The sequence below is a fragment of the Flavobacterium aureirubrum genome (assembly GCF_038739835.1).
In the GTDB taxonomy this organism is placed as follows: Bacteria; Bacteroidota; Bacteroidia; order Flavobacteriales; family Flavobacteriaceae; genus Flavobacterium; species Flavobacterium aureirubrum.
On the sequence record NZ_JBCGDO010000054.1, the window covers coordinates 1 to 3,783 of the forward strand.

1 protein-coding gene is annotated in these 3,783 nt (G+C 38.8%); it reads right to left on the bottom strand.

What is annotated here, in order from left to right; translation table 11 throughout:
- A partial coding sequence (locus WFZ85_RS15805) for a lamin tail domain-containing protein (RefSeq protein WP_342697220.1) occupies positions 1–3,394 on the bottom strand: 3,394 nt, incomplete at its 3' end.
- Positions 3,395–3,783: the final 389 nt, after the last annotated feature.

Consider the following 3,783-nt stretch of genomic DNA (forward strand, 5'->3'; position numbering starts at 1 on the left):
CTATCGTAAAGCGGTAAGTAGCGGTAGTAGCACCTGCAAAACTATAAGCTTGCGCTGCAACTCCCGTTGCAAATGATGGTAATACCGTGTTATTAGCCGTAGCCATATTTACCACAACTGGCGCACAACCTTCTGAACGTAAACCATTACAATTTTCGTCAACTCCATTCCAACAGATTTCTGTTGCACCTGGGTTGATACCTGCGTTGTTGTCGTTGCAGTCGCCAGTTAATGAGGCATAACCTGCTGGTTGAACACAATTAATCAATGTAGTAGTCGATACGCCAAAACCATCATTATCAGCATCAAGATACCAAGTAAAACTTGGTAAAACCTGCAATGTAACAGTGTTATTTGAAGAAACAGTTAAAATAGGACTAACAATGTCAGTACGTTCCACTTGAGAAACAGCAAGAATTTGACCATTATTGCCTTCCTGTAACACAATAGAAACAAAAGCTAAACCTGAGCCATTCGCAATAACGTTCGTAAGTGTTTGGTTAGAACCACTATTTATCGAATAGGTAATAGTCGAAGTGCTATTAGGTAATAATCCGGAAATAAAGAAAGTGGCACTTTCATTGTTACAAACCGCTTGGCTTTGAGAAATGGCACCAAATGTTGGAAGCTCAGCCGCTGTACTAACAGAAATAACATTAGAATTAATAGAGGTGCTGTTTGAACTAACCGCTCTAACTCTGTAATAATAAGTAGTACTTGCATTTAAGCCTGAAACTTCTTGTAATAAACCATTTACTTCAAGATTATCATAACCCGACACAAAAGAAGGAGTCGTATTATTAATGGTATGCAAACCTAAATCAGTAGGCGGAAAACTTGCATTGTACGGATTGGTAGATACGATCCATTCTGAGTTAGAAGTATTTGTACCCGCAGCAACTGTCCAATCAGTAGTAGGGCTAAGTACCGTTGGCTTTCTTACTAAAATTCTATCTACTGTAGCATTGGTAACTCCAGCAACAGACCAACCTGTTCCAGGATCCGCACCATCACTACCCACTGCATCAAGTAATGTAAAAACAGTACCTGAACCACCATTAAAAGCAAGACCTATCGCATCATCTCCGTTAAAATTCAGAGGTGCAAGGGTGGTATATAAATTGGCACCCGGAGTATCAGCTGCATTATTAGCAATAACATATTTTCCATCATTAGCTAAAGTTCCTGTTAAAGATAAGGTACTCTCAGGCCAGTTTCCACCGTTATTAATGCCCCATACTTGATAGTTGGACAAATCAACAGCTGCACCAGTTCCATTATAAATTTCAATATATTTTCTATTTCCTGGCGTACCTTCCCCATACTCCGAAATAATTAAATTAGTAGTTGGTGTAAATGTACCAAATACGGGTGACGTACTAACATCCAATCTGTAACTTGAAGCAGGAGCAATGGAAGTCCAATTAGCTTGAAAAGATGACTCAGTTACAGCAGTCGCCGCGGTTGCCACCGGAGCAGCAATCTGAAGAGTAGTAAAGTTAAGAACAGTACCAAATACAATACCAGTCGCATCTTCTGCAAAAGCTCTATAAAAATATTGGGTATTCGGTTGAAGATTGCTCACCGTTCCTGGCAAAGACGTTATTGTAGAACTTGAAACAAAGGTTGCAGTAAGACTATATTCAACTCCAGAACTAATAACAGTACTGCATCCTTGTGTAAATGTCGCAGCAAAGCCAACACTTGTGGAAGTAATGCTTGATGCTGCATTGGTAACAACATTCACTGGGGTAGTAACACCAGAACCTGTAACCGCTACATTTATACTTGTAGCACCAATACTAGAGATTACGATAGAACCCGAATAACTTTGAACAATAGTAGGTGTAAATCTTACAAATATTGTTTCTAAAACATCACCATTACCATCAGGCGTTAATGTTAATGTTGATGTATAAGTTCCGTTCAATGATGTGGAATAAGAATAGCCATCAAACGCGTTAATAATTAAATCATCGGTTAAGTTTTCTCCCAAAACAGCAAAACTAGTAGTTGCAGATGAAGTAATACAAACCGAACCGAACGCAGTTAATGGATCAGCAGTTAAAGTAGGAGCAGAATTTTCTAAAGTAGTTATAGAACTAGTAGGTCCTGCAACAGTAGAAACGTTAGCACCATTTCTTGCAAGAACTCTAACTACATAATTTGTATCGGCAGCTAATCCTACAATAGTAGTGGTAGCCCAAGCAGTAGCCGTTTGATAGAATGCTGTTGATGATACACTGCCATTAGATTGCACAAAATTTCCAATACCTACTTCGATTGCATACGTAGTGTTAGCTGGGTTAGCATCGCCACCACCTATAGCTACATCAAATCCAACATTCGTTGCGGCCGACAATACTGGAGCAGTTGGCGTATTCGCTAAGGTGAAAAAAGTCAAATTAGAACCATTGGTTGGTGTACCAGCAGTACCTACAATTCTAAAATTATATTGTGTATTCGCGTCTAAACCGGTAATTGAAGCCGACGAACTAGTCGCAGTGGAGCCGGTCGCTGTATTTGGTAAACCATTTACAGTAGTACCATAAGAGGTTGTTAGTCCATAATCAAAAGTAATCGCTGTCGAAGTTCCATTAGCATTAACAGTACCATTTAAAGTAGCGCCAGTTGTAGAAATGGCCGAAGCAGCCAAAGTAGTAACAGTAGGGGCAGTAGTCGCAATTAATCGAATAGAAAAATCATCAATGGCCATAGCCGAAGAACTTGCTGCGGTAGCATCAATCCAACGTAAAGTGAATGTGGCACCATCTGGAATGGATAATCCTGTTATAGTAACAGGTGCAATGACTGTTCTATTTGCCGTAGCATTACCATCTAATGTTAGAGCAGTGCCATTAACAGGAGTTGTAAAAGCCAAACCAGCTACAGTAGTCCATGATCCTGAATTAAGTGTAGCATTTCCTGCTTGGTAGGAAAATGTTAAGTTATCGGCTGCAACACTTCTTCTCCATGTTTCGCCAGTATAACCCACTTCAATAGAAGTGATCGTTTGCCCTGTATTGTTGGTAAACTTAAACCCAAGAAATGAGCTCAAACTACCAGATTGCAACATCCCTAAACCGCGATCGGAAACAGCATTAGTTCCTGCAACACCGAAAGAATAGGTGTTTCCAGCAGTATTACTCCCCGTTCCTGTGTCATAAGTGGCATTTCCATTGGACCCTGTTTCCACAAAGGACCATCCTGAAGCAAAAATTCCACCCGTCTGAGCTAAACCACTGCCAGTCGAAGGAAGTCCATCAAAATTTTGGGTGACAGTTGTATTAGTAGCTGTAATGCTCAACTGTGACCAAGATACTGTTGTAGAACAAACCAGCATCAAAACTAGTAATAATCTACACCACAATGTGTTAAGTACTTTAAATTTCATATAAATATTTTTTTATGTTCTGTGACAAAATTAATCATTAATTCAAAGAGTAAAGAATGTACACATTAAGTTATTGTTAATCCGTTGGGAATAATGCATTCATCGATTTAAAATGCAGTTCATCGTTTATACCGGTATTTATAATTATAAAAAGTAAGAATATTTGTAACTACATCTAAACTACTTTTTCAAAAAAAACATCTTTTACTTTGCGCTTTAACTTCATGTCCATAATACAACAAAAAAACATAAACACTAAAACCCCTTTGCGCACCTTGCGAACCCTTTGCGCACTTTGCGGTTAAATAAAAAATCCCCATCTTGCTCTTACACAAGACAGGGATTTTAAAACCTATTAAGTCTTAATACTTAATACTTAATACCTCGTA